Origin of the sequence: Dolichospermum sp. UHCC 0315A, assembly GCF_008121535.1 — a bacterium.
Taxonomy (GTDB): Bacteria; Cyanobacteriota; Cyanobacteriia; order Cyanobacteriales; family Nostocaceae; genus Dolichospermum; species Dolichospermum lemmermannii.
This window is the reverse complement of record NZ_CP043056.1, coordinates 106,157-129,530: the sequence shown is the minus strand read 5'-3', so window position 1 is coordinate 129,530 and position 23,374 is coordinate 106,157. Positions and strand designations below refer to the sequence as shown.

The window sequence follows — 23,374 nt, the reverse complement described above, 5'->3', positions numbered from 1 at the left end:
AACTTCAGGCGGTTAAAATTACAACCTCGGCAGGGTATTAAGCTATTAGCACCTGCTGTCTCCGGCTTTGCTTATTTAATTTTGGTCATTGGTAATTTCTGATTATCTTCATCTACTACCAATTACCCATTACCAAACTATGCAGCGTCAGTTATTTTTAACTCTCGTAAAGCACTAATGTCAATAGCAATTGACGGACCCATTGTCGAGGATATATACACTGACCGCCAATAACGACCCTTAGCGCCCGAAGGACGGTTACGGTCAATTGACTCTTGTAATGCCTTCAGATTGATTAATAAATCTTCAGGTGAAAAAGCAGTCTTACCAAACATAACATGGACAATCCCAGTTCGATCAGCCCGATATTCTAATTTACCAGCTTTGAATTCAGCGATCGCACTAGCAACATCAAATGTCACTGTTCCACCTTTAGGTGAAGGCATCAAACCCCGTGGACCTAGTAATTTACCCAGCTTTGCTACCTGTGGCATCACATCTGGTGTAGCAATCAGCTTGTCAAAGTCCATCATGCCTTTCTGAATATCTTCAATGAGTTCTTCAGAACCAGCTATATCAGCACCAGCATTAGTTGCTTCTGTGACTTTTTCCCCTCTGGCGATAACTGCTACCCGAATTATCTGTCCTGTGCCTTTAGGTAGTGCTACCGTTGTCCGCAACTGTTGGTCTGTATATTTAGGATCAATTCCTAAACGGATATGAGCTTCAGCAGCCTCAGCAAATTTAGCGGTTGCTGTTTCTTTTAACAGAGCTAATGCTTCTAAGGGTGTATAATCCCGATCTTCTACTTTTTCTAGCAACGCCTGTAAGCGGCGTGATACTTTTTTTGCCATTTTTTTCTCCTGGGGTAATCTCGAAGTCGTGCTTCTCCCCCGATATGATTTTGTTATTAGTTCAGTTGTCAGTTGTCAGTTGTCAGTTGTCAGTTGTTATTTTTTTATCTACTGTCACCTGTCACCGTTTCGCTGACGCTCACGGCGAAGCCTGTTCTCTGTCACCTAATCTGTGATTGTTACGCCCATGTTTTTAGCAGTTCCTTCCACGATATTCATGGCTGCATCAATATCATTGGCGTTGAGGTCAGGAAGCTTGGTTTGAGCAATTTCACGTAATTGCGTTCTGCTAATGCTACCAACTTTAGTTTTGTTGGGTTCACTTGAGCCTCTTTCAATCTTCGCTGCCTTGCGAATCAAAACTGATGCTGGTGGAGTTTTGAGTACAAATGTAAAACTTCTATCTTCATAAACAGAAATTTCTACAGGTATCACCATTCCAGCTTGGTCTGCTGTTTTGGCGTTGTACTCCTTGCAGAACATCATGATGTTAACACCATGTTGACCCAATGCAGGACCAACTGGCGGTGCTGGGTTGGCTTTCCCAGCATTCAGGGCCAATTTAATGACCGCTACTACTTTCTTCGCCATTTGTATTTAGCTCTGTTTTTTAACCTGATTAAATTCCAATTCTACTGGTGTATCTCGTCCAAAGATAGAAAGCAGAGCTTTTAGTTTACTCCGTTCTGGGGAAACTTCAATCACCTCGCCTTCAAAATCCTTAAATGGACCAGAAAGCACAACTATCTTATCACCTGTAGCCATATCAATTATGACTACTGGCTCTTGTTCCAAGGCTTGTTTGAATATGCGTTCAACTTCCGAAGGATTCAGGGGAACTGGCTTAACGTGACCACGGCCTCTACCGCTACCACGCTTCTGCTCTGCGCCCACAAAGTTAATCACGTGGGAGGTGTTTCTTACCACCTGCCATGTATCATCACTCATCGCCATTCGGACTAGCACATAACCAGGGAAAACCTTTTCTTCTGAAGGTAGACGTTTACCGTCCTTACGGATTTTCACCGTTGGGGTGTGGGGAATTTCCACTTGGACGATTCTATCAGCGACATCAAAAGTTTGGATACGTTGCTCTAAATTTGTCTTTACCCGTTTCTCACAGCCAGAGGCTACTTGCACTGCATACCAGCGGACTTCTTTGATCCCTGTTAAGAGTGTGTCATCTGACTGCAACTCGGAGTTGCGTGGTTCGTCTGTTGCAGAAGTCATCAGAACACCTGTTTTGCTGCCCAAGCGAACAATCCATCTACCAAATATATCAAAGAGGCGGAGAGTGTAACCATTAATAGTACAGCGGCTGATTCACTCACCAACTGTTTCCGACTGGGCCAAATTACTTTCTCAAGTTCTTCCTTTGTTCCTTGGAAAAAATTGTTTAAGTTAAACCCATTTTCGGTTTCTGGCATTTCTGCTTCATTTTTTTTGGCCACAGTCGTTATCCCCCCGTTTCTTAAATAGCCTAACCTTTTGACACTCTGCGGTCTAAAGACACGCAGATTCTTTAAGACATACTTAAAAAGGATAGTCAATTATCCTCCTAGACGCTCAAGGCAACTACCACTACGACAGGTATTGCAATTGCGCTTACTTTTGATTTTTCTGCTGCTTTTGTGAGTCCATCAATTTTTAATGTTAAACGCTCCATGCTTTACCATTGCTTGTTTACCCAGGCTACGGCTATGCCCAGACGAGATAAATCAGGGGTTTCTCCTTAATAAAACACTTCTTGGCGTTGATGGTTATTCCTACTTGCTAATTGATTCTATCATATTACTGCGAATAAATTCGCCGTTGGCACTTTCTCCACGCATCTATTGCCAAGTGGCTTCCGTGCCTTTCGTTCTGTTTGGTGATTTTTTTTCAAGGTTTATAGCTTCGGCCTAAATTAACTGCCAACAGTCAAGCTATATTTCAAAAAAATTATACCCGAAATAATTGACGTTTTCTGCTGTTTTGGCAGTGGCGTTATTGCTTCGGGCAGTATTTTTCTTTTTTAGCGCGCCCTGGAGGACTTGAACCCCCGACATCAGGTTTTGGAGACCTGCGTTCTACCAACTGAACTAAGAGCGCACAAGCTTTTCTTGTTACAGTCATTGCGCTGAACTTTTTTTATTCTAACGCAATTTCGCTTCTGATTGTAACTTATTTTTTTTCTTTTGGCAAGTTAGCGGCAGATGCCGCTTGCAGACTGGGTTTTGTCTATTAATTCACCATTGGGAATTATAGAGGGCGGTCGAATCTTTGTTTAATGCGGGTTGCTTTACCGACGAGGGCGCGTAGATAATATAATTTAGCACGTCTAACCTTACCACGACGCAATACTTTAATGCTTTCAACCAGGGGAGAATGAAGCAAAAATACTCGTTCTACACCCACACCTTGGAAAACTTTACGGACTGTGATAGTTTCGTTGATGCCGCCATTGCGTCTAGCTATAACTACACCTTCGTAAGGTTGCACACGGAATTTAGTGCCTTCCTGAATTTTGATTCCTACCTTAACTGTGTCACCGACATAGATATCGGGTAAGTCAGATTTCATTTGTTCCGCTTCAATTGAGCGGATAATCTCTTGGGCGTTCATTACTTTTTATGTTTTTTGAAAAAACTCACAATCGTTAATTATAAATCTATAATTGCCAAAGAGTCCAGCTATTTATTGGAGGAGTCAGGAGTATGGCTAACGCCACGCTTCGCTATCAGGAGTTCAGGAAGAAGAAAGAAGAAAGAAGAAAGAAGAAAGAAGAAAGAAGAAAGAAGAAAATTACCTAATGACAACTGACAACTGACAACTGTACGGGCGAAGCATTTGCAGAACTATTTTTGGCAATGACCGATAATTTATCTTCCAAATGCTTCGCCCCTACTGACAACTGACAACTGTACGGGCGAAGCATTTGCAGAACTATTTTTGGCAATGACCGATAATTTATCTTCCAAATGCTTCGCCCCTACTGACAACTGACAACTGACCAATTGCTGTTGTAAAATAGACAGTGTCAGGATTCAGGGGGAACCAGGTAACTGGTCATAAACGCCTATAGAGACTATCTTTGGTAATGTTCAAGGTTTGAAGTCCAGCCAGCTAAAACAACTCCAGCGGCTGTACCACCAGCGGATATCAGGCGATCGCATTACGACTACTGATTTTGCTCAACGGCTGGCAGCCATTAGTACGGAAATTAATCAACCTATTTGTACTTATATCAATCGTCGTGGACAAGTGATTCGAGTTGGTGTAGGTACTCCGCGTCAAACGCAAATTCCGCCCTTAGAACTACCTCGCTATGGTGCAGAGCGTCTGAGCGGTATTCGTTGTTTATCTACCAATCTCAAGTCAGAACAACCGAGTGAGTCAGCCTTAACAGCCATGGCTTTACAAAGATTGGATGCTTTAGTAGTCTTTAATATTACTGGAGGAGGATTTACCAAGCGTGGCGGTGGTTCAACTGGATACGTAAAAGAAGCTTATCTAGCGCATCTAGTAGCCAATAGCAAACAGTTAGTGGCGACGCAATCCTCTGATACTAGTATTTCAGATCCGGGAATATATTCCCACATCTCACCACCTCTGAGCTTAGATGCTTTGGCTGACCAGGATTTTCTGGACTTAGTGGCAAGTTTAGAAGAGGAATTTAGTCGGGAGTATGTAGCGCAAGAGGTAGACGCTGATCATGATCGGGTGGTAATTGTGGGGGTATTAACAGAAAATATCACGCCGCAACAATTCCAAGACATCATAGTGGAATTGACCCGATTAGTGGATACGGCTGGAGGTGTTGTTTTACAAACCTTACAACAAAAGCGATCGCGTATTCATCCCCAAACAGTGATTGGTGAAGGTAAAGTCCAAGAAGTGGCGATCGCTGTGCAAACTCTAGGTGCTAATTTGGTAGTATTTGATCGTGATCTTTCCCGTTCCCAAGTTCGCAATTTAGAAGCACAAATTGGTGTTAGGGTAGTTGACCGTACCGAAGTAATTTTAGATATTTTTGCCCAACGCGCTCAATCTGGTGCAGGTAAATTACAGGTGGAACTGGCACAGTTAGGGTATATGCTGCCACGACTCACGGGCAAGGGTGAGGGTATGTCCAGATTAGGCGGTGGTATTGGCACAAGAGGACCTGGTGAAACCAAGCTAGAAACAGAACGCCGGGCTATTCAAAAGCGGATCTCTCGACTCCAACACGAAGTTAATCAATTACAAGCTCATCGTTGTCGGTTACGTCAACGACGACAACATCGAGAAGTTCCCTCAGTGGCTTTGGTGGGTTATACCAACGCTGGTAAATCCACTTTACTCAACGCCCTCACCAATTCGGAAGTATACACGGCTGACCAACTGTTTGCTACCCTTGACCCGACCACACGGCGATTAATAATTCCTCATGCAGAAACGGGCGCACCCCAGGAAACTTTGATGACGGATACTGTAGGGTTTATCCATGAGTTACCTGCATCTTTAATGGATGCTTTTCGGGCTACTTTGGAAGAGGTAACAGAAGCGGATGCTTTATTGCATTTGGTAGATTTATCTCATCCTGCTTGGTTGAATCACATTCGCGCAGTTCGGGACATACTCGCGCAAATGCCGATTACACCAGGACCGGCGTTAGTGGCTTTTAATAAAATTGATCAAGTTAGTAGTGAAACACTGGCTTTGGCTAGAGAGGAGTTTCCTTTAGCAGTGTTTATTTCTGCTAGTCAGCGGTTAGGACTGGAAACTCTGCGTCAGCGTCTATCTCTATTGATTCAGTACGCTGTTGGTGATGATTGATAGTTTTTAGATCCCCGACTTCTTTCTCGTTCCCATACTCTGTATGGGAATGAATTTTAGAAGGCTCTGCTCCCAATGATAGCAGAGGCAGAGCCTCTTGAGGGCATTCCCAGTCGAAGACTGGGAACGAGATAAAACTCTCAACCATAACGTATCCTCATTTTCTGGTAATTGATGAATAACAACTATTGCTGTTTTCAGAATGTTCGGTAGAAAATAAACACCTTGAACCCAATCTTCTGCAATTTCAACTGCTCCTAATCCAGCAATCATCCGAGATGAAAAAGTTGGTGTTAAAATCCATAAAATCGGTAATTCTGATTCAGCATTCTTTATGAAAATCACTAATTAACTCAATGAACGAATTATTAAATCGGATTACGCAAATTCCTGGTCAATGTGGGGGTCGTCCTTGCATTCGCGGAATGAGAATTAGAGTTAGCGACATTTTAGAAATGTTAGCCGAAAATGTCAGCGTTAGCGAAATTTTAGAAGACTTTCCCGATTTAGAACCAGAAGATATTCAAGCTTGTCTTGTGTTTGCTGCACGACGGACTGATTTTGTCCGGTTAACAGCATGAAAATTTGGATTGATGCACAGTTACCAGCAACATTGGCAATTTGGGTAACAGATACTTTTGCTATAGAAGCATTTTCATTAAGAGATATTGGGTTACGTGATGCTAAAGATATAGAAATTTTTGAAGCTGCAAAAATCGCTAATGTCATCATCATGACGAAAGACAGTGATTTTGTTGATTTGGTTTGTCGGTTAGGAATACCTCCTCAAATCCTTTGGTTAACTTGTGGAAATGTGACGAATCGCAATCTGCGTCAACTTCTGATCATTACTTTACCTGATGCTTTGGAACAATTACAGCAAGGAGAAATGATTGTGGAAATCAGCAATAGTCGGTAAATAATTACTTTATCTCAAAGCGATACTTTCGGTGCGCTTCGCTATCGCACTCCCAAAATCATCCCACAAGCGATCGCTCTCCCAAAATTACACTATAAGCGATCGCCATCTCCAAAATCACCTTACAAGCGATCGCACTCCCCAAAATCACACAAGCACTGATTTATTAGTTTCTTCATTTTTTCTAACCTGGGTTAAATAACATAATTTGTGTACATCAATCACAATAAACCTTGAAAAAATTTGGTGTTCTTGTGTCAACCTGATCTTGTATCTTATAAGAAATGTTATTCTAGACCATCCGTACCAACCTATTGTTAGTATTCTTACTCAAGATATTCTAATTAAAATCTTTAAATGCTTCTATCACTATTTCTAAGCTTTCATCACACTCAGAACATATATGTTCAAAGTGCTTATAAAAGCTTCCAAAATTTGCCAATGAAGCTTTCCTAATATTTTCAGCTTCTTGACCAGATGTATGCCCTTTAAGTTTGCTACGTAAATCATGTATTTTGTGAAATGAACTCGTTATTTGTCGAGCATGATCCTCATCAAAATTAACACCAATAAGACACTCCTCGATAAGTTTCAATGATCGAAATTTAGCTTCTGGATTTCTTCCCAAGTTTTTTACCTTATTCCTCAACCATTTCTCCTCAAAACCTTCAACTAAAAGCTGATCAAGGTTCAATATTTCTTCAGCCCATTCATCTTTCGAGGCTGTATAAGGGTAATGTACTTTGTTGGGAGCATTCCGATCTCTTAATTTCCACCACTGTACATTCAAGCGATCAAGTTTATAGAGTTTATGTTTTAAGCTAGGTAGAGGGTCATATTTTTGATAGAATTGCCCTTCAAAATCTCTCTTGATTGCTCGCTCTGAGAGAGGTGATTTAGGTTTTTCATTGTATTGTTTCCAATGTAACTGTTCTTCATATGGAAGCTGACTAAGATAAATTAAATAAGTATGTACCTGCCCCGCTTCATTAATATCAAAGGTTTTTAGATACCATGCACCTCTACAACTAATAGAATTACTTTCTAATTGATACTTCTCTCGATCACTTTTATATTTGGATAATACTTCTGGTCTAAAAAATGCAGGTGTTATCTCAAATGGAATATTTGACTCTGTAAAATAATTCGCTAAACATGATGGATTGCAAGATATCTCCTTGACGACTTTGTTTTTCCAATCATGTGCAATATATGTTGCGTATTTTTTTTCACTGTCAGTGACGGGTTCTCCCCAAAACTGCCTAATTATCTCCTCTTGAGGTATTCTAATATCAGCGACCTGAATTCCTCTTGAGTAACTGCCATAGCCAGGATAAACTACAAGCCTGCTAAAAATAGCATCGGATTTTTGCAATAATGATTCATTGTCACCATTCCATCCCCAAAAGCTCTTACTTTTATAGCGAGTAAAATCGAACATACGGAGAAGTTTTGTACCTGATAAACTAGCATAATATCCTAGTGCCTGTTTTTGCATAGAAATCAAGATGCCTGTTTCATTTCTAGTTATTTTAACAATATCTTCAATATCTCCAAACCTATCTAACTTGCACCAGGAATTTCTTTCCAACATAAAGTGAATATCTAGAATGTGAGTAATTTTTTGCTCTATTTCATAGTATTGATGTTTTGACTTATCACCATCAAATGAACGTTCAAATATGATTTGCTCACCTTTGCTTAATAATTCACTGCCTGCGTTTGACAATGGGGATTCAATCCAAATTTCATCTGATGAGCATACATGACTCCATAATGAATTAGGAGAGTGTTGCCACTTTAATAAATCTTGAATGCTAGAATCGTCCAAAACAACTCCTGGGATCAGAACTGAATTAATAAAAACATGAGGTAATGAAGCATATAAGATAATATGTTCATCCAGGATTTCATGTTCTAAAAAAGGGAAAATGTCTTGCTGTTGAACCCACCAATTAAACTCATCAGAATCTTCTGGTTCATTTGCAAGAGACAACACTAACTTTGGATTAAAAATATTCATTGCTTATACAATCTATCCATAATTTATAGCTTTTGATTTCCCAAAAATATTGTTACTAAGTTTAACCCAATAACGATGTTTAACAAAAATGAGCTTAACCTTGCGCTACAGGTTCTTTCGCCAAAAACTTCTCCAACTCAGCCAAAGCATCAGCAGTTTGGGAAATCTCCTCAAACTGCTAAACAAAAAATATACTACCCTAACTTTCCTCATTACTCAATCTTTGTAACAACTCCTCACGGGATAAATTACCCAAAGAAAGAAGTAACTGAGTGCGTTCAGAAATAGGAATATTAGCAATCTTTTCCACCAAACCAGATAACTCAGCATCCAAACTACCAAAACGCCCTTCCAGAAGAGAAGTTATAAAATAAAGTTCTGCTTCTAACTTACCTTCTTGCTTTCCTTCTTGCTTCCAGTCTTCTATTTGTTGTAAATAAGCTGGTGATAAGTTCATAATTACTTCCTCTTCTTCCCTACTTAAATTATCTCTCAATTCTAAATTCTTGCGCCAGTCCGCTAAAATTTCTAACAAATTCTCTCGAAAAGGGTTATTTTCTGGTAACTCAGTTAACTCCTCAACTGCTCTTTTTTGTGTTCCTCCTTTCCCCAAAACTCTCAACCATAACGTATCCTCATTTACTGGTAATTGATGAATAGCGACTATTGCTGTTTTCAGGATATTCGGCAGAAAATAAACACCTTGAACCCAATCTTCTAGAATTTCATTTGCACCTAAACCCGCAATCATCCGAGATGAAAAAGTTGGTGTTAAAATCCATAAAATCGGTAAATCTGATTCAGCAATATTTCTGTTTTCGCGTTTTGCTTTCCTAACTACATCACCATGAACGGCATATAATTTAAGTAAACAACTGCGAATTTCTATTTCTGATGGTGGATTGCGAAAAGGCTCAAATAAACATTGAGTTTTTGCCATCTTCCCTAATAAACCTAAAGGGAGATTTTCCTGAGTTTGATCAGAAAATGGTTCAAACCAAACATCAATTTCTTGAACTTCACTTTTAACCTTTTCGCTTTTTTTAATTGTTCCTAAAGGTGTTAATAATTCCTCTAGATATTCCTTAGCGAATTGATCATGAGATTGTCGAGTCATTTGATTATATCAAAAATTACACTAAACATGAAAAATATTGTATAATAATTATTATACTACCGAAAGCATAGTTTGAAAAGTGGTTTACCCCACAAGTTAAACTAATTCACAAAAACCGGCAGCAATTCAAAAATTAGATTATAATTGTCGAATAGGAAGAATAAAAATGGTAAAAATATGAATACGATACAAGAAATAATCATCAAAGTACCATCAAATATTGCTGAAGCTTATCGTCGCAGCACTAAGGAAGAACAGGAACAAATTCAGCTAAAGTTAGCATTAATTATGGAGTCAAATTTATTAAAAAATAGTAAAGAAGCACTTCAAAAACTTAGAAACACAATGGATAAAGCTAGTCAAGAGGCACAAGCTAATGGTTTAACTTCTGAAATTTTAGAATCTATTTTGCAAGATGATAAATAAACGCCGTTTTGTATTCGATACAAATGTTTTCGTAAGTGCATTTTTATTTAGTCAAAGTAAACCACGTCAGGCATTAGATAAAGCTCAAGATATAGGTATTATCTTGTTAAGTGCTGCTGTTTTTGCCGAGTTACAAGAAGTTTTATCAAGACCAAAATTCGACCGTTATATTACCTTAGAAAGACGGCGGGAATTAATAGATAATTTAGTAGAAACTATCGAGTTTATTAATGTTACTGAACAAATCAATGAATGTCGAGATCCTAAAGATAATAAATATCTAGAATTAGCTGTTAGTGGCAAAGCTCAATTTATTATTACAGGTGATGAAGATTTGCTTGTTCTTCACCCATTTAAACAATAAGAAATATTATATAATAATTATGTTACTACCAAAAGCATGGTTTTAAAATTAAAAGTAGTTTACCCCAAAAATTAAACTAATGTTACAGTCAATCGAAGGCATTTACAAAGACGGGAAAATTGAGCTAAACGAAACGCCAACAGGCATAAATACAGCGCGAGTAATTGTAACTTTTCTTGATGCAAATACTTCTGTAGATTTGTCATCTCGCGGAATTAATGAAGAACAAGCCGCAAAATTAAGAGCTAGATTACAATGTTTTGCACAAGATTGGGATCAACCAGAAATGGAAGTTTACGATGCCTTATAATCGTGGTTCAGTAGTGCTGGTTTTGTTCCCAGACTCAAACTTAAAAACTGCTAAACGTCGTCCTGCTTTAGTTGTTCAATCTAACAATATTGGTACTGGTTTATCGCAAACTATTATAGCTATAGGAATCCGGTTTGATTGTTGTTCATTATACTGAGACTCAATCGTTGATTCGATGGGGTTTACGGTTTACAGCTTGTTCAAAAATCAAATAGTAGCCCTATATGATTACTAGTAATGTTTCCCGTGCTGGACACCCTAGCAGAGTATTTGTGAATATAGCAACACCAGAAGGAAAACAAACGGGATTAATTACTGATTCTGTGATTATGACAGATAATCTAGCAACTGTTTTAGATACAGAAATTGATAAAGTTATTGTTTTTTGGTCAGAAATGTCCTTAGTAGATGCAGCACTCAGACATACATTAGAAATTTTATGAATTGTGTTTCGCGCAAAGACGCAAAGGAGCAAAGATACAAAGGAAGAATGCTATAAATATTAATTTTTACATAAAGCGTTCATATCAACGCGATGGGATGAAGATGACGAATAACCCAAAATGTACGCAACTTTAGAATCCATAATAGCCGCTTTTATCTGTGATTCAGAAAGATTTATGCTTGGTCTAGCGTATGCAATTCTTAAATTATAAGTGCCAGAGGTAGCAGAATAAATATATAAATTCCAATTTGTTTTTTTAGCATCTTCTCTACTAACATACCAGGCATAACCTTTAGCAGCAGAAATGGAACTTCCCATACCCGTCTTTTTATCAACCTCTTGTATATAAATTAATGGAATAAAAGAGTTTTGTTTATTGGGAGTAGTAAGTTCAACGAATACAACATTACCAGGATCAGTCTTGACGCTATATAAATCATATCTTGATTCAAAATTATCATTCAGACTCCCACGCGGAGCAATACTATCATTTGCATCAATACTATCCTGAATAGTCTCACATTTAAGAAGGAAAAGATTGTCACCCGGAACTAAAATGACCTTATTATTTGTTTCTGCAAAAGAAGGTAATGCAGTCAGAATAACTAGCGCACATCCTTGGAATATCAATTGATGAATTTTCATTAATCTCTTCTCCATTTTGATAAGGCTTTTAGATTTATTTTGATTCCCCAAACTAAGGTTTTAGATCCCCGACTTCTCTAAGAAGTCGGGGATCTCGTTGTTCACTAATTAACCTTGCGCTACAGGTTCTTTTGCCAAAAACTTCTCCAATTCAGTCAAAGCATCAGCATCAACCTTAGTCTGCATTGGACAGAACTTAGGTCCACACATGGAACAAAACTCAGCCGTTTTATAGATATCTGCGGGTAGAGTTTCGTCGTGATATTCCTTTGCTCTTTCTGGGTCTAAAGATAATTCAAATTGACGATTCCAGTCGAAATTATAGCGAGCTTCAGAAAGTTGATCATCTCTATCTCTAGCACCAGGGCGATGTCTCGCAATATCCGCCGCATGAGCCGCGATTTTATACGCAATTAAGCCATTACGCACATCTTCAGCATTAGGTAAACCCAAATGTTCTTTAGGTGTCACATAACACAACATTGCTGTTCCATACCAACCCGCCATAGCTGCGCCAATAGCTGAGGTAATATGGTCGTAACCAGGAGCAATATCAGTCACCAAAGGACCGAGAACATAGAAAGGAGCTTCCGAACACTCTTCCATTTGTTTACGGACATTGAACTCAATTTGATCCATAGGAACGTGGCCGGGACCTTCCACCATGACTTGCACATCATGTTCCCAAGCTTTGCGGGTGAGATTTCCCAGAGTTTTCAGTTCCGCCAACTGTGCCTCATCGGACGCATCATGGGTACATCCTGGGCGCAGGGAGTCGCCTAAACTGAAAGAAACATCATATCTTTTGAAAATCTCAATGATGTCGTTGAAATGGGTATATAGGGGGTTTTGTTTGTGGTGATGCAACATCCACCGCGCCAAAATTCCGCCACCACGAGAAACAATCCCTGTCAAGCGGCTTCTGACTAAAGGTAGATGTTCAATCAAAATTCCCGCGTGGATAGTTTGATAGTCTACCCCTTGCTGGGCGTGTTTTTCGATGATGTGGAGAAAATCGTCAGCGGTGAGATTTTCGATAGTGCCGTGAACGCTTTCTAAAGCTTGGTAAACTGGTACTGTACCAATGGGAACAGGTGAAGCATTGATAATTGCGGTACGAATTTCATCTAAATTACCGCCACCTGTGGACAAATCCATCACGGTATCAGCACCGTATTTTACCGCCAGGTTGAGTTTATCAACTTCTTCCTGCAAGTTAGAAGAATTGGGAGAAGCACCGATATTGGCGTTAACTTTACAACTAGAAGCGATACCAATGGCCATCGGTTCTAAGTTAGTATGATTAATATTCGCAGGGATAATCATCCGTCCCCGTGCCACTTCAGCGCGGATAAGTTCAGCAGGCAGCTTTTCCCGCTTCGCTACATAATCCATTTCTTCAGTAATCACACCCTGACGAGCGTAGTGCATTTGCGATACGTTAGCTTGTCCACGTCGCTTGGCTACCCATTCTGTCCGCATATTACAATCCTCAAATAAACAGCTTCCCTCCGCTGGTATTATCCAGACTCAGGTGTTAAGGGTTTGATCTCAGCTTGGTTTCCCAAGCACCCCTAGCATGGTGTAGATTGTAGCATTTTGGTGATGATTGGAGGGAGGGGGATGATAAATTGTGAAGATATGGGGAAAGGAGGATTTGTAGTTGGTTACACAAACCGCCTAGGGTTAAAACCCCAGGCTAATAGCGAAAGTCCGTTAAAACGGACTCATATCTTTTCTTTTTTCAGTCGTCTTGAGACGACTTTTATTATTAGCCTTGCACTTCAGTGCTAGGTGGGTAAGTTAGCAATTACTATGCTATAGCTAGAAGGTTAGAAAAATTAGATGGTTCGCAATAGTTTCTAATTAAGGCTTTGGCATTTTCGCGTTTTTCGCCTGTGAATAAATTAAATATTACTTCTTCCTGTTGAGAGTAAAGATGTAATAATCCAAAGTCTTTAATTCTTGAATAAATTAGGGGAACTCCTGCTAAGGTTAGTAAATGTAATTTTTTATTATCACGCTCTCTTGCGTCATGAGAATCATGATAGGTAGATTGAAATTCTACAACTAAACAAGGTTTATAGTCTTTGTTTGTGATCAGAGCGTCTACACTGGAGCTAAAGAAGAAGTTTCTGAGTTTAATATCAAGGCTGCTACCTAATTCACAAAATGAGCATAAGCTTACTTGTGTATGAATTTTATAATTCTCATCAATGCAGGTTTGCAGAAACTCTAGCATTCTTTCTTCGTAAGGATTAATCAGTCTTTTGGGTTTTACAGACATTAGTTTTTCTCCATTAATATTTTTGCAAAGTAACTAATAAATTCTTCTAGGACTTCTTTTGAACTAATACACGTCTGCCACGTATAAGGAAAAAGCTTATCCTCTTGCAAAATGAGATAACTTTGATTATTACTTAATACTTCAATCCGAAATTCATTTCTTGGAATAATCTCACTATTAGCAATAACAGAATACCAAGTAGACCAATCATCTCCAGTACATTTATTGAGATAAATTTCTCCTACTGTTTTCTCTTTGGCTGCTAATAAATCCCAATATTCAGGGGGCAAAGATTCAAGAAAAATATCTTTTTTAGAGGGATTTACCCAAATTACTCCTGCTATTGAATATCCAACACCAGCATCAGCTTCTGATATATCAACCCAATACTTTATTTCTAAGATATGTCCATCTAAAATATCTTGAGGAATAGAAATACAAAGTCCCTCTTTACGTTGAGCTAAAACCAGTTGATAACGTTTAGCTCCTTTTGCGGGATTCTTGAGTCTGTACCCTATATATTGAGATGCCCGACTTACTTTAAACTTGTCGTTGAAACCAAGTTTTTCCAAAATACTAGTAGCTAGAGACATTAAGTCTTCCCCACCTGCAATCATTTCAATATTTGTTGAAACCAAGCGAGGAACGCCGTTTTCAACCTCAAAGCGTTGGATGACATCGTATATAATTTTTGACATTGCTTTTTTCCAAAAATATTAGCTAAGGTTCATGGAAATATCTTAGCCCCTATTTTCTAAAATTACAATAGTCTTGGCTAAGATTTTTGGATTTTATGGCAAAGGCTAATTTTCGGGCTTTTTCTTCAGAACACAGTACATATTGCTTATCAGTGTGCAAGAAGAAGTTATAATGAATACGAACCACAGAGACGCAGAGGACACAGAGGTAAGAGGTTTGGTAGAGGTGATAATTGGGTTAATTTGGTAATTAGTTGTTTTTGCAAGGATTATGTGATGAAAACGAACCGCAGAGGCGCAGAGGACGCAGAGGGAAGAGAGTTAGGAGAGGAGATGAGTTGGCTTACAGGGGAGGTTATTGGGGCTGCTATTGAGGTACACCGGGTTTTAGGTCCTGGGTTTTTGGAGGAGGTGTATAAGGAGGCACTGGTTGTTGAATTTATGATTCGGGGTATACATCATGAGGTTGAAAAGTCAATAAGCTTGACATATAAAGGACATGATGTAGGTAGAGGTAGATTAGATTTTTTAGTTGCAGACTGTTTAGTTGTAGAATTAAAAGCTGTGCAAACCCTAGCCCCCATTCACGAAGCTCAACTTCTCTCCTACCTCAAAATAACCAAGCGCACTTTAGGACTCCTCATCAACTTTAACGTTCCCCTCCTCAAAGACGGTATCAAACGCATAGCTCTCTCTCTCTAACTCTTCCCTCTGTGTACTCTGCGCCTCTGCGGTTCGTTAATTCCTCCATAACCGTATCAGTCCAGCCAAAATCATGTATTTTTGTAAATGTGGCGAAAACCTCCGGCAATATCGCTAAACAAAGATCACAAACTGCGATAATTTAAGAACAGCTTTTGGATTCATCCATGTACCGTGAGACAACCGGGAACTTATCCACCACTGGATAAAAGCTTGGGTAATTATTCGTGACAAAGACATGAGTAAATGCGAACTGTTAAACCTGTGATTAGGTCAATCGAAAATAGGTAAGTTTAAACCAAGAATCCCCAGCCTGTAAAGGTTTGGGAATGTCTGAAAAAATTTAAAAAAGCTTTGGTAACTAATTCTTAGGTGAACTATGGCACAACGGACTAAGTTAGGAGATATTCTCAGACCCTTAAATGCTGAGTATGGTAAAGTGTCTCCAGGTTGGGGAACAACACCTTTAATGGGTGTGTTTATGGGTTTATTTTTGGTATTTCTGCTAATTATCCTGCAAGTTTATAACAAGTCTCTGTTAATTCAGGACGTGCTTGTTGATTGGCGCAGTTTAGGCGGCTAATGGCTATCCAGTCATCAAGCTGATAATTAGCATCTACCCTAATACTATTCGGTTAAGGAAATGTAGGTTGGGTTGAGCGACAGCAAAACCCAACATGATCGAGAATTTTGTTGGGTAACATACGTCAACCCAACCTACGATATAACGACTTTTTACCCTTAACCGAGCAGTATAAAACTTTACTTGGCTTGTCCCAGTTTTTTCATTATTCAAAAAAATACCTAAAAATAGCGATAAAATTAGTCTAAATCCCAAAGCTGTAGAGTAGTTGTGGCGGTTTTTCAGTCTATAGGAGAGCAAAATGAATATATTTGGTATCGGTTTACCAGAAATGGGTGTCATTATGGTAGTTGCATTATTAATCTTTGGACCCAAGAAGTTACCAGAAATTGGGCGCAGTTTGGGGAAAACGATTCGCAGTTTTCAAGAGGCCTCTAATGAATTTCAAAGCGAGTTCAAAAAAGAATCTGAACAATTGAAAGAAACTGTGCAAACAACCGCTGAATTAGAGCATAAACACATTGAAGCTGGAAAGACCCAGTCAGAAAACGTACAAGGATGAAAGATGAAGAAGTAAAACCAACGGCTGTGGTGATTCCCCAGCTAATTGTAGGACTGGGAAATCCAGAGCCTAAATATGACCAAACTCGTCATAATATTGGCTTTGCAGCTATAGATACCCTAGCTCGGGCTTGGCAAATTTCTCTAGCTGAAAATCGCAAGTTTCAAGGAGAATTTGCTGAAGGGAATGCAGCAGGTAAGGGGAAAATTCGCTTACTCAAACCCTTAACCTATATGAATCTTTCAGGACAAGCTATTCAAGCCGTAACCAATTGGTACAAAATACCGCCTGAATCAATCTTAATCATTTATGATGATCTAGATTTACCCTTGGGCAAAACTCGCCTGCGGTTGTCTGGATCTGCGGGTGGACATAATGGTATGAAAAGTATTATTTCTCATCTGAATACCCAAAATTTTCCTAGATTAAGAATTGGTATAGGTAAACCAAAGAACGCAATAGATGGGGATAATTCTCATACTGTTTCTCATGTTTTAGGGCGATTTTCTGCCACTGAAAATAAAGTCATGTCTCAAGTTTTAAACTTTGTCGTTGAGTGTGTTGAATTTAGTTTCAAACAGGGAGTAGAAAAGTCCATGAATCTTTGCAATCAGTCATTGACACAAGAGAGCATAAATAAACGGAGTAATCTGTAGTTTATGTGAACCAAACCACTCAAAACATGAGTAAACGTTATCTAGGTCATAACACCTTGGGATTCGCTAGTCCCCTGCCATGTTGCTACTTATTAAACAATCCGCAAGGATAGTGTATTTAGCATAACAAGCTCAGATAACAAGGTTGAAGCAAACATTACCCTGAAAAGGTGAAATTTAAATGTCTAATTTTGTTCTAGTTCTTGATACCAACAAAAAACCACTTACTCCAATCCATCCAGGAGATGCACGTTTTTTATTAAATCAACAAAAAGCTGCTGTATTTAGAAGATTTCCATTTACCATAATTTTGAAAGAACCTAAATCTGACGTTCCAACTCAACCGATTGAATTAAAAATAGATCCAGGAAGTAAAACTACAGGTTTTGCGTTAGTTCAAAATAATAAAGTCATCTGGGGTATGGAATTACAACACAGAGGTTTAGCTATTAAAGAAAGCCTAGAAACTCGAAAAGGAGTAAGGCGAGGAAGACGTTCTAGACATACTCGTTATCGTCAAGCTAGATTTCTTAACCGCACTAAACCTCAAGGTTGGTTAGCACCTTCTTTAAGCCATAGAGTTTTAACTATTAACACTTGGGTCAAAAGATTATGTAATTTTGCCCCAATAACTGACATAGTTCAAGAGCTTGCTAGGTTTGACCTACAGCAGCTAGAAAACCCGGAGATATCAGGCTTTGAGTATCAACAGGGAGAGTTACAAGGGTATGAAGTCCGTGAATATCTTTTGAATAAATGGAATAGAAAATGTGCATACTGTACTGCTGAAAATGTCCCTTTACAAGTTGAGCATATTAAACCAAAAGCCAAAGGAGGAACTAATAGAATTTCTAATTTGTGTCTAGCTTGTGAGAAATGCAATATCAAAAAAGGTACTCAAGATATTGAGAAGTTTTTAGTAAAAAAGCCTGAGTTGTTGAAGCAAATTTTATCCCAAGCCCAGCGGACACTAAAAGATGCGTCTGCTGTAAATTCAACGAGATGGGCTTTATTTAATAAGTTAAAAGAAACTGGATTACCTATAACAACAGGTTCAGGAGGTTTAACTAAGTTTAATAGAACTCGTTTAGGATTGCCTAAAACTCATTGGATTGATGCTGCTTGTGTAGGGAAAGTTGAAACTCTCAAAATACTTACAACAAAAATTTTAACAGTAAAAAGCACAGGGCATAGTTGCAGAAGATTTTGTAGGATCAATAAATTTGGTTTTCCTTGCACCGAGCCTAAAAAAATATTCACTCATGTTTCTACAGGAGATTTTGTTAAGGCTACTTTGCACAAAGATCGTAAAAACATAACTTCTGGAAAGTATGTAAGTCGCGTTAAAACTCCCACAAAAAACGGATGTGAGATTGTTATCAATGGTTTTAGAGTTGAATTTTCAACAATGAAAGATATTACTAAGGTTCATTGTAGTGACGGATATAGCTACGTTTGACTACGGAAAACTACAATTTTATGAGATTAAATGCAGAGACGGCACCTGACCCAGCTACAGCGAATGTCTGTTAGATATGCGCCCCATTCCCGCTGACAAAATTCGGCATCGTTTCCCCCAGGATCTCGGATTATAGTTTTCTAAATAAAGCCCGATAAACTGGTTCACCTTTGTTTTGAGTGGCTATTTCCCGTTCTGTGGGGACAGGAAGGGGGTTTTCGGTTAACCATGTTGTTGTTCCTAGCTTTTCAAATGCAGGATGTTCATCAAAGCGATCGCACATTTCTACTGCTACAAATTCTATATCAGATTGCAGGAAAACAATACCACCAACTGTTAAATATTTTGCTAATTCTGTGACTAATTCTGGTTGCACTACCCGACGTTTTGCATGGCGATTTTTAAACCAAGGATCAGGAAATTGAATTGTAACTTTTTGCAAGCTTCCTACAGGTAATGTTGATAATAAGGAAACTAGGGAATTATTCACATTTGCAAACAGATAATGCAAATTTGTTAATTCCATTTCGTCGCGGATTCTATTTGCTTCTACTACTAGCGGTTCTCGAATTTCTAAACCTAAAAAATTCCAATTTGGTTCTACCTGTGCCATTTTGAGGACAAATCTACCTCTAGCACAACCGATATCTAAATGTAGAGGTAGGTTTTGTTGGATATAAATCTTTTGCCATTCTGGAGAAGCGGCTGGGGTTTGGAACTTACTCGCAAGGGGGTTAACGTGCTGACGAACTCGAACAGGTGACAAAATTTACTCTCCTTAAAAAAAACAACAATTCTAAACAAATGTATATAAATATTATTAAGTCTAAATATTCCTACACAGGTATACACAGTGAGAGTTATACTTTAAGAATAAGAATTTTTGCAACTTTATTTTTAACATTTTCTTAAAATCAATGAAACTCAATTTTCGTTTTGCTATAGTTAGCGACTTACACATTGCGCTTCCTGAAACCATCTGGGATCATCCTAGTCGCTTTCATTTGGTGGAAGTGAGTATTCCAGCTTTTGATAGTGTATTAGCACATTTAACCCAATTAGATTTAGATTTTTTGTTGATCCCTGGAGACTTAACCCAACATGGTGAACCAGCAAATCACAATTGGTTACAAAACAGGCTATCTCAATTACCTTTTCCATCTTATGTGATTCCTGGTAATCATGATCTCCCTGTTTTAATGGCTAATGAACAATCAATTGGTTTTGCAGATTTTCCCTATTTTTATCAAAAGTTTGGTTATGAAAATCCTCAACAACATTATTACAATCGGCAGATATTCCCAGGAGTGAGGTTAATCGGTCTTAATTCTAACTCATTTAATGATCAAGGTGAGCAAATAGGACGGTTAGATAGTCAACAATTCCAGTGGTTAGAACGGGAATTAGCAAGCATTAAAGATGAATTGGTTTTAGTAATGATCCATCACAATGTGGTTGAACATTTACCTAATCAATCAAATCATCCGATGGCAAATCGTTATATGCTGGAAAATGCAGCAGAACTGCGGACATTATTACAACGCTATGGAGTTAAGTTAGTATTTACAGGACATTTGCACGTTCAAGATATTGCTTATGCAGAAGGAATATATGATATTACCACGGGTTCTTTAGTCAGCTATCCTCATCCTTATCGAGTATTAGAATTTAACCGCGATGAATTGGGTAACGAATCCTTACAAGTTGTTTCTCATCGTGTGGAATCAGTGCCAGATTTTCCCAATTTACAAACATTATCACGGCAATGGATGGGCGATCGCTCTTATCCTTTTGTCCTCAAATTATTGACTTTACCACCTTTAAGTTTACCACTAGCACAGGCACAAATCCTAGCTCCCGGTTTACGGGATTTTTGGGCAACTATTGCCGATGGTGATGCTATGTTAGAATATCCACATTTTCCTATTCATGTCCGTCGTTATATCGAAGAATATAGTGCGGTTAATGATGGGAATACGGCTTTAATTGATAATCATAGTACGCTTTTAATTGGTAATGGGTAATTGGTAATTGGTAATTGGTAATGGGTAATTGGTAATTGGTAATTGGTAATTTTCTTCCTACTGACAACTGACAACTGTACGGGCGAAGCATTTGGAGAACTATTTTTGGCAATGACCGATAATTTATCTTCCAAATGCTTCGCCCCTACTAACAACTGACTCCTATTCCCCAAGAGAACGACAAATGGCAAATACAGAAGTATAACCATGGAGGAAAGTTCTGCCGCTGACTGGACCGATTTCACCACCGCAGAAAAAGCCACCCATTGGTAAATCATGGAGGTATCGGCTAAATAGTTGAGAATCAAAATTAGGTTTGCCATAAAGTCCTGTTCCTCGTCCTAAACAGGTGAACATTAAAGCGCCTACGGGAGATGGTTCGCTGGCATTTTGACTTTGATATTCTTGCAGTAAAATTTCTAAATCTTGGGCTGATGCTTCGGCATCCCTCAGATGAAATTGTAACCTTTGACCGGCACGAATGCGATCGCCAATTGCGATCGCCCCAGCATTAGGATCTACTCCTAAAATATTGCGAATTAAAAAATCTCCTGAATGTAAATTTAGCCGAAATTCATCCATTGCTAAACCTACAAATAAAGAATGTTGTGCTAAAGTTCGATCTTCTTCACTTAAACTACTAATTAAATTTCGCAATACCACCAATGGGACTTTTTCATCTAACTCAACAATAATATTCCGTTCCGCTTTAGTGACTTGTAACGGTTCACCAATGGGACGACACCCTTGGGCTACAATGGTATCTAAGACAATATTGCCACTTAAAGCGATGCCTACCGTCCCTTCCCGATACAATTTATCATTACAAAATAAGCCGACGCGACCATTCATAAAGCCGCTGCTGGCCTGTCCTCCCACCACCACAGAACCTGGATAAGCAAAATCTAACCCCTGCAACAAATCATTCGTTCCTGAAGCAAAGGGACTAGACAAGAGAATAAATTGGGGGACAACCGAAGGTGATACACCTAGCAAATCAATCCAAGCGGTAGGGGAACTATCGGAATCTGGCAATTCTTCGGCGACAATATGAAAAGGTCGGATTTCGACACCGGGAAGATGGGCTAAAGTCAGACTCAGGGCGGGTTCTGCTTCTATTTCTTCGGTTTCTCCTGCCTGTTTTCTGCCAATTACACCGCCAGCACTACAACCAATTAATACAGGTACAGAAAGCTTTTCCGCCAATAAAGGCAACAGCCGGGAATACTCACTCATAAAGGCAGAAGAAATGAATACCAGCCCTAAATCTGCTGGTGCTGTTAAAGATGCCACTGCTTGTTCTACGACATCGTTAATAGCCGCTTCTAAGGAAGGACGGGTTGATAGGGCATTTGTCCACTGCATTTGATCTGCCATGAGTTTTCGGCTTGTTTCTGTTTTGAGGTTAGTTGATTATTTTAACTAAGTTTGGTGATTGGTAATTTGTAATTTGTAATTTGTAAATAGGTGAAGGGAAAAAAAACGAAATATGTAACGAAAAGTAAAGTTGCCCAAAACCTCTTTTCTGTTCCCTTGCCATAACGACAATTTTTAACGCCAACCTACTTAAACATCTATTCAAATACAGGAGGCCATAATTCAGAAATAGCAATTTCCCAACCAGGAAATAATTCAGTTACGGTTAATTTATCGTCTTTTGTTAATAATGTAATTTTACCATCAGGACGATAAACAGCAACAGTTAATTCATCAGGATTGATGAGAATTGCTACCTTTGCACCTAATTCTAAAAATAATTTAAGTTTATCTTCTAATTTAGCAACTCTATCAGTTTTTGATTTAATTTCTACCACTAAATCAGGAACTAAATTACCAAAATCTCTCACAGTCCGTTTTAATCTTTGGGCGGACACAAAGGAAACATCGGGAGCGCGTAAATCAGTATTTGGCATAATAAACCCACCACTGGAGTCAAATATTCGCCCTAATTTACGAGGATTAGTCCATAATTTTAGCAAATATATGAACTCAGCACCAATTTCACTAGATTCTATATCAGATGGACCCATAATTAAAATATTTCCTTCTTGTAGTTCTATTTGATAGTCGTTATCATCATCTTTTAATATTTGTTCTATTTTTTCTACGTTGTCAATTGTGAGAGTCATATAATTTTCATCTCCAGTGATATTTGTGATGATTTGATATTATAGCATATTTATTCAGATCATTCAGATCCCCGACTTCTTTAAGAAGTCGGGGATCTAAACACTTTATATTTTTATGTCTGCATATTCTTGTTCTGTTAATGGAAATTCAGGATCTATTATTTTTACTTCTTTATAGGTTAATTCGTAAAGTTTATAAACCATATTGTCTATTTGTTGTTCTAATGCAGTGGTGTCTTTACCTTGAGATTTGAGAGTAAGGATATTATTCACAATGGTTTCTATTACTTTACGCTTTGTTCCAATAAAGGTAGGAATGGGAAGTTTACCCATTGTTTCTCTATTATAAGCAAAAAATCCAGGGGAAACGCATC

The 23,374-nt window shown here is 38.6% G+C and carries 32 protein-coding genes, 1 tRNA gene, 1 riboswitch and 1 other annotated feature (1 of these 35 only partly in view); of the genes, 14 read left to right on the top strand and 19 right to left on the bottom strand.

Annotated features, from left to right (window positions below):
- Nucleotides 1-83: a sequence feature (ribosomal protein L10 leader region), on the bottom strand; it reaches 85 nt to the left of the window's first position.
- Nucleotides 84-137: 54 nt separating this feature from the next.
- From rplA to BMF77_RS28520, 7 genes are all read right to left on the bottom strand, one after another.
- A complete protein-coding gene (rplA, locus tag BMF77_RS00665; RefSeq protein WP_015078217.1) occupies nt 138-854 on the bottom strand; it encodes a 50S ribosomal protein L1 in 717 nt (238 codons plus the stop codon).
- 165 nt (nt 855-1,019) lie between these two features.
- Complete coding sequence (rplK, locus tag BMF77_RS00660; RefSeq protein ID WP_015078218.1) at nt 1,020-1,445, bottom strand: 50S ribosomal protein L11; 426 nt, start codon at nt 1,443-1,445, stop codon at nt 1,020-1,022.
- Between the two features lie 6 nt (nt 1,446-1,451).
- Complete coding sequence (gene nusG, locus BMF77_RS00655; RefSeq protein ID WP_015078219.1) at nt 1,452-2,084, bottom strand: transcription termination/antitermination protein NusG; 633 nt, start codon at nt 2,082-2,084, stop codon at nt 1,452-1,454.
- Nucleotides 2,084-2,305 (bottom strand): preprotein translocase subunit SecE, encoded by a 222-nt coding sequence (gene secE, locus BMF77_RS00650; protein WP_015078220.1) that lies wholly within the window; start codon nt 2,303-2,305, stop codon nt 2,084-2,086. Before secE ends, nusG begins: the two co-directional genes overlap by 1 nt.
- Before the next feature lie 567 nt (nt 2,306-2,872).
- A tRNA-Trp gene (locus BMF77_RS00645) sits at nt 2,873-2,945 on the bottom strand.
- A 150-nt stretch (nt 2,946-3,095) separates the two neighbouring features.
- On the bottom strand, nt 3,096-3,458 hold the full coding sequence (gene rplS, locus BMF77_RS00640) for a 50S ribosomal protein L19 (protein ID WP_015078221.1): 363 nt from the start codon (nt 3,456-3,458) through the stop codon (nt 3,096-3,098).
- Nucleotides 3,459-3,642: 184 nt separating this feature from the next.
- Nucleotides 3,643-3,771, bottom strand: coding sequence for a hypothetical protein (locus BMF77_RS28520; protein WP_256370330.1), 129 nt, complete (start codon nt 3,769-3,771; stop codon nt 3,643-3,645).
- Nucleotides 3,772-3,914: 143 nt separating this feature from the next.
- On the opposite strand from BMF77_RS28520, the gene hflX reads away from it, so the two are divergent.
- Nucleotides 3,915-5,651 carry a GTPase HflX gene (hflX, locus tag BMF77_RS00630; RefSeq protein ID WP_148759835.1) on the top strand — a complete coding sequence of 579 codons (1,737 nt, stop codon included), beginning with the start codon at nt 3,915-3,917 and terminating at the stop codon, nt 5,649-5,651.
- Nucleotides 5,652-5,657: 6 nt separating this feature from the next.
- Here hflX and BMF77_RS27585 read toward each other — a convergent pair whose 3' ends face one another.
- Nucleotides 5,658-5,996: a hypothetical protein gene (locus tag BMF77_RS27585; protein WP_233466982.1), complete on the bottom strand. Its 339-nt coding sequence runs from the start codon at nt 5,994-5,996 to the stop codon at nt 5,658-5,660.
- Between the two features lie 11 nt (nt 5,997-6,007).
- On the opposite strand from BMF77_RS27585, the gene BMF77_RS00620 reads away from it, so the two are divergent.
- Both BMF77_RS00620 and BMF77_RS00615 read left to right on the top strand, forming a co-directional pair.
- Nucleotides 6,008-6,232, top strand: a complete 225-nt coding sequence (locus BMF77_RS00620) for a DUF433 domain-containing protein (protein WP_233466983.1) — start codon at nt 6,008-6,010, stop codon at nt 6,230-6,232.
- Entirely contained in the window at nt 6,229-6,570 is a 342-nt protein-coding gene (locus tag BMF77_RS00615) for a DUF5615 family PIN-like protein (RefSeq protein WP_148759831.1), read from the top strand. Before BMF77_RS00620 ends, BMF77_RS00615 begins: the two co-directional genes overlap by 4 nt.
- A 340-nt stretch (nt 6,571-6,910) precedes the next feature.
- On the opposite strand, the gene BMF77_RS00610 is transcribed toward BMF77_RS00615, so the two are convergent.
- Both BMF77_RS00610 and BMF77_RS00605 read right to left on the bottom strand, forming a co-directional pair.
- A complete protein-coding gene (locus BMF77_RS00610) occupies nt 6,911-8,593 on the bottom strand; it encodes a hypothetical protein (RefSeq protein ID WP_148759829.1) in 1,683 nt (560 codons plus the stop codon).
- A gap of 199 nt (nt 8,594-8,792) precedes the next feature.
- Complete coding sequence (locus tag BMF77_RS00605; RefSeq protein WP_148759827.1) at nt 8,793-9,710, bottom strand: hypothetical protein; 918 nt, start codon at nt 9,708-9,710, stop codon at nt 8,793-8,795.
- Nucleotides 9,711-9,887: 177 nt separating this feature from the next.
- Between BMF77_RS00605 and BMF77_RS00600 the strand changes: the two genes are divergently transcribed.
- The 5 genes from BMF77_RS00600 (at nt 9,888) to BMF77_RS00580 (ending at nt 11,253) form a co-directional block, all read left to right on the top strand.
- Complete coding sequence (locus BMF77_RS00600; RefSeq protein WP_053541040.1) at nt 9,888-10,136, top strand: hypothetical protein; 249 nt, start codon at nt 9,888-9,890, stop codon at nt 10,134-10,136.
- Entirely contained in the window at nt 10,126-10,500 is a 375-nt protein-coding gene (locus BMF77_RS00595; protein WP_210422274.1) for a putative toxin-antitoxin system toxin component, PIN family, read from the top strand. The genes BMF77_RS00600 and BMF77_RS00595 overlap by 11 nt, the downstream gene beginning before the upstream one ends.
- 79 nt (nt 10,501-10,579) lie before the next feature.
- Nucleotides 10,580-10,810 (top strand): hypothetical protein, encoded by a 231-nt coding sequence (locus tag BMF77_RS00590; protein ID WP_137908734.1) that lies wholly within the window; start codon nt 10,580-10,582, stop codon nt 10,808-10,810.
- Nucleotides 10,800-10,967, top strand: a complete 168-nt coding sequence (locus BMF77_RS00585; RefSeq protein WP_148759825.1) for a type II toxin-antitoxin system PemK/MazF family toxin — start codon at nt 10,800-10,802, stop codon at nt 10,965-10,967. Before BMF77_RS00590 ends, BMF77_RS00585 begins: the two co-directional genes overlap by 11 nt.
- A 67-nt stretch (nt 10,968-11,034) precedes the next feature.
- A complete protein-coding gene (locus BMF77_RS00580) occupies nt 11,035-11,253 on the top strand; it encodes a hypothetical protein (protein ID WP_210422273.1) in 219 nt (72 codons plus the stop codon).
- A 59-nt stretch (nt 11,254-11,312) separates the two neighbouring features.
- Here the strand turns inward: BMF77_RS00580 and BMF77_RS00575 are convergent, their stop codons facing one another.
- The 4 genes from BMF77_RS00575 to BMF77_RS00560 all read right to left on the bottom strand — a co-directional run bounded on the left by BMF77_RS00575 (nt 11,313) and on the right by BMF77_RS00560 (nt 14,885).
- On the bottom strand, nt 11,313-11,900 hold the full coding sequence (locus tag BMF77_RS00575; RefSeq protein ID WP_148759823.1) for a hypothetical protein: 588 nt from the start codon (nt 11,898-11,900) through the stop codon (nt 11,313-11,315).
- 108 nt (nt 11,901-12,008) lie between these two features.
- Nucleotides 12,009-13,382: a phosphomethylpyrimidine synthase gene (thiC, locus tag BMF77_RS00570; protein ID WP_148759821.1), complete on the bottom strand. Its 1,374-nt coding sequence runs from the start codon at nt 13,380-13,382 to the stop codon at nt 12,009-12,011.
- A gap of 7 nt (nt 13,383-13,389) precedes the next feature.
- A riboswitch (TPP riboswitch) is annotated at nt 13,390-13,486 on the bottom strand.
- A 227-nt stretch (nt 13,487-13,713) separates the two neighbouring features.
- Nucleotides 13,714-14,187 carry a DUF2726 domain-containing protein gene (locus BMF77_RS00565; RefSeq protein ID WP_148759819.1) on the bottom strand — a complete coding sequence of 158 codons (474 nt, stop codon included), beginning with the start codon at nt 14,185-14,187 and terminating at the stop codon, nt 13,714-13,716.
- Nucleotides 14,187-14,885, bottom strand: coding sequence for a hypothetical protein (locus BMF77_RS00560; RefSeq protein ID WP_148759817.1), 699 nt, complete (start codon nt 14,883-14,885; stop codon nt 14,187-14,189). The genes BMF77_RS00565 and BMF77_RS00560 overlap by 1 nt, the downstream gene beginning before the upstream one ends.
- A gap of 276 nt (nt 14,886-15,161) precedes the next feature.
- On the opposite strand from BMF77_RS00560, the gene BMF77_RS00555 reads away from it, so the two are divergent.
- The 5 genes from BMF77_RS00555 (at nt 15,162) to iscB (ending at nt 18,847) form a co-directional block, all read left to right on the top strand.
- Complete coding sequence (locus tag BMF77_RS00555; protein ID WP_015078232.1) at nt 15,162-15,587, top strand: GxxExxY protein; 426 nt, start codon at nt 15,162-15,164, stop codon at nt 15,585-15,587.
- 379 nt (nt 15,588-15,966) lie between these two features.
- Nucleotides 15,967-16,170, top strand: coding sequence for a photosystem II reaction center phosphoprotein PsbH (gene psbH, locus BMF77_RS00550; protein ID WP_015078233.1), 204 nt, complete (start codon nt 15,967-15,969; stop codon nt 16,168-16,170).
- 301 nt (nt 16,171-16,471) lie between these two features.
- Nucleotides 16,472-16,732, top strand: coding sequence for a TatA/E family twin arginine-targeting protein translocase (locus BMF77_RS00545; protein ID WP_015078234.1), 261 nt, complete (start codon nt 16,472-16,474; stop codon nt 16,730-16,732).
- Complete coding sequence (gene pth, locus BMF77_RS00540; protein WP_148759815.1) at nt 16,729-17,388, top strand: aminoacyl-tRNA hydrolase; 660 nt, start codon at nt 16,729-16,731, stop codon at nt 17,386-17,388. Before BMF77_RS00545 ends, pth begins: the two co-directional genes overlap by 4 nt.
- Before the next feature lie 181 nt (nt 17,389-17,569).
- A complete protein-coding gene (gene iscB / locus BMF77_RS00535) occupies nt 17,570-18,847 on the top strand; it encodes an RNA-guided endonuclease IscB (protein WP_148759813.1) in 1,278 nt (425 codons plus the stop codon).
- Nucleotides 18,848-18,977: 130 nt separating this feature from the next.
- Here the strand turns inward: iscB and trmB are convergent, their stop codons facing one another.
- The gene (trmB, locus tag BMF77_RS00530) at nt 18,978-19,613 is read right to left on the bottom strand and encodes a tRNA (guanosine(46)-N7)-methyltransferase TrmB (RefSeq protein WP_148759811.1); all 636 of its coding nucleotides are present in this window, start codon (nt 19,611-19,613) and stop codon (nt 18,978-18,980) included.
- 151 nt (nt 19,614-19,764) lie between these two features.
- Here trmB and BMF77_RS00525 point away from each other — a divergent pair, with 151 nt between their 5' ends.
- On the top strand, nt 19,765-20,871 hold the full coding sequence (locus BMF77_RS00525; RefSeq protein WP_148759809.1) for a metallophosphoesterase: 1,107 nt from the start codon (nt 19,765-19,767) through the stop codon (nt 20,869-20,871).
- Here BMF77_RS00525 and BMF77_RS00520 read toward each other — a convergent pair.
- The 4 genes from BMF77_RS00520 to BMF77_RS00505 all read right to left on the bottom strand — a co-directional run bounded on the left by BMF77_RS00520 (nt 20,841) and on the right by BMF77_RS00505 (nt 23,333).
- Nucleotides 20,841-21,026 carry a hypothetical protein gene (locus BMF77_RS00520; protein ID WP_210422378.1) on the bottom strand — a complete coding sequence of 62 codons (186 nt, stop codon included), beginning with the start codon at nt 21,024-21,026 and terminating at the stop codon, nt 20,841-20,843. The two genes, BMF77_RS00525 and BMF77_RS00520, sit on opposite strands and share 31 nt — an antisense overlap.
- 7 nt (nt 21,027-21,033) lie before the next feature.
- On the bottom strand, nt 21,034-22,248 hold the full coding sequence (locus tag BMF77_RS00515) for an FIST N-terminal domain-containing protein (protein WP_148759805.1): 1,215 nt from the start codon (nt 22,246-22,248) through the stop codon (nt 21,034-21,036).
- 197 nt (nt 22,249-22,445) lie between these two features.
- The gene (locus tag BMF77_RS00510; RefSeq protein ID WP_148759803.1) at nt 22,446-23,000 is read right to left on the bottom strand and encodes a Uma2 family endonuclease; all 555 of its coding nucleotides are present in this window, start codon (nt 22,998-23,000) and stop codon (nt 22,446-22,448) included.
- Between the two features lie 105 nt (nt 23,001-23,105).
- Complete coding sequence (locus BMF77_RS00505; RefSeq protein WP_148759801.1) at nt 23,106-23,333, bottom strand: hypothetical protein; 228 nt, start codon at nt 23,331-23,333, stop codon at nt 23,106-23,108.
- Between the last annotated feature and the right edge of the window lie 41 nt (nt 23,334-23,374).